Raw genomic sequence first — 1,626 nt, 5'->3', positions numbered from 1 at the left:
TTAGTCGTCCCTGATAAACCCCTGAAGCCCGCATGAATGCTGGCTTTCAGGGTCATTCCCAATTCTCAAAACTCCCACATTGATATTCAATTGAGCCTGTTTTCTGGGAGTTCTTGAGGCCCATATGTCCATCACCGCCGATTTCTTTCGCAACCGCCTCGATCAAATGATCGACCTGCGTCATCCATTGGCCGTTTTGGCCAACCGCATGCCTTGGCAAGAAATCGAAGCTTCTCTGGCCCACCACTTTGCCCGCCAAGTGCGCGCTGGCAAGAAGATCGAAGATTCGGACTTGTTTGGTGGTACCGAAGTGATTGCCGGTGCTGGCGTCTCCAAAGCTGGACGCCCGCGCTTGCCCACCCGCCTGATGGTCGCCCTGCTGTACCTCAAACACGCCTTCAACGAAAGCGATGAAGACCTCATCCAGCGCTGGGGCGAGACACCCACTTGGCAGTACTTTTCTGGCAACGAATACTTTGAGCACCGCTGGCCTTGCGACCCGACCCAATTGGTCAAGTTCCGCAAACTGCTTGGCGAAGAAGGCGTCGAGGAACTCCTGGCCCGCACTGTAGAGGTGGCCGTGACCTTGAAGCTGATTGCCAAGAAAGAGCTCAGTCAAATCATTGTCGACTCCACCGTGCAAGAAAAAGCCATCGCTCATCCCACTGACAGCAAGTTGTTGGAGTCCGCTCGCGTCAAACTGGTCGAAGCGGCCAAGGCCCAAGGGATCGAGCTCAAACAAACCTACGCCAAAGAGGGACAACTGCTAGGCTACAAGGCTGGGCGCTACGCCCATGCCCGCCAGTTCAAACGCATGCGCAAGGCCATCAAACGCCAAGCCACCATCGTGGGCCGTTTGCACCGCGAGATCGCACGCAAGATGACGACCTTGAGCCAAGCCGTTCAAGAGGCCTTGGGCGTGAGCATCGACAAAGCTAAACGGTTGATCGCCCAATCGCGCAGCAAAAAAGCGCAGGCCAAACAACCCAAGCTGTACAGCTGGCACGCCCCAGAAGTCGAGTGCATCTCCAAAGGCAAGAGCCGCAACCCGTATGAATTTGGTGTAAAGGTGGGCATTGCCACCACGCTACAAGGCACTTTAATCGTGGGTGCCAGAGCCTTTCCCGGCAATCCGTACGACGGGCACATGCTCAGTGAGCAAGTGGAACAAGCCAGCATCCTCATGCAAGCCCTGGACACCAAGCCGCACAAGGCCATCGTTGACCTGGGCTACCGGGGGGTGGACAAAGCCAACCCAGACATTGACATCAAGCACCGGGGCAAATTCAAAAGTCTGACGGATGAAGACAAAAAAGATCTCAAGCGGCGACAAGCCATCGAGCCCATCATTGGACACTTGAAAGCAGATCACCGAATGAACCGGTGCCACCTGAAAGGGTCACTGGGCGACAGTTTGCACGCGGTGCTGTGCGCAGCCGGGTACAACATTCGGTGGCTGCTGCGCATGATCGTAAAAAAGGGCATCAGCCTTTTTTTGCGCCTGCTTTTGTCCACCGGTTTGGGGGAGTTGGGCCACCGATTGCGGCAGTTTTTTATGGGTCCCTCGGTCAAGTCCGGATCAATGAACTTGACCATGGTCTGAAAGTGAATTTTTCAGGTACGACT

The 1,626-nt window shown here is 55.3% G+C and carries 1 protein-coding gene; it reads left to right on the top strand.

The features are described 5' to 3' along the window. Positions 1-124 precede the first annotated feature (124 nt). Positions 125-1,603, top strand: coding sequence for an IS5 family transposase (locus B9Z48_RS21280; protein WP_233261219.1), 1,479 nt, complete (start codon positions 125-127; stop codon positions 1,601-1,603). Positions 1,604-1,626: the final 23 nt, after the last annotated feature.

It is taken from the genome of Limnohabitans sp. WS1 (assembly GCF_003063265.1).
Classification (GTDB): Bacteria; Pseudomonadota; Gammaproteobacteria; order Burkholderiales; family Burkholderiaceae_C; genus Limnohabitans_A.
The sequence above is the reverse complement of the archived record's forward strand: the minus strand, read 5'-3'. Positions and strand labels throughout refer to the sequence as shown.

Excerpts from the sequence above, each read along its gene's own strand:
- B9Z48_RS21280 (WP_233261219.1), top strand. The coding sequence starts at position 125 with ATGTCCATCACCGCCGATTTCTTTCGCAACCGCCTCGATCAAATGATC.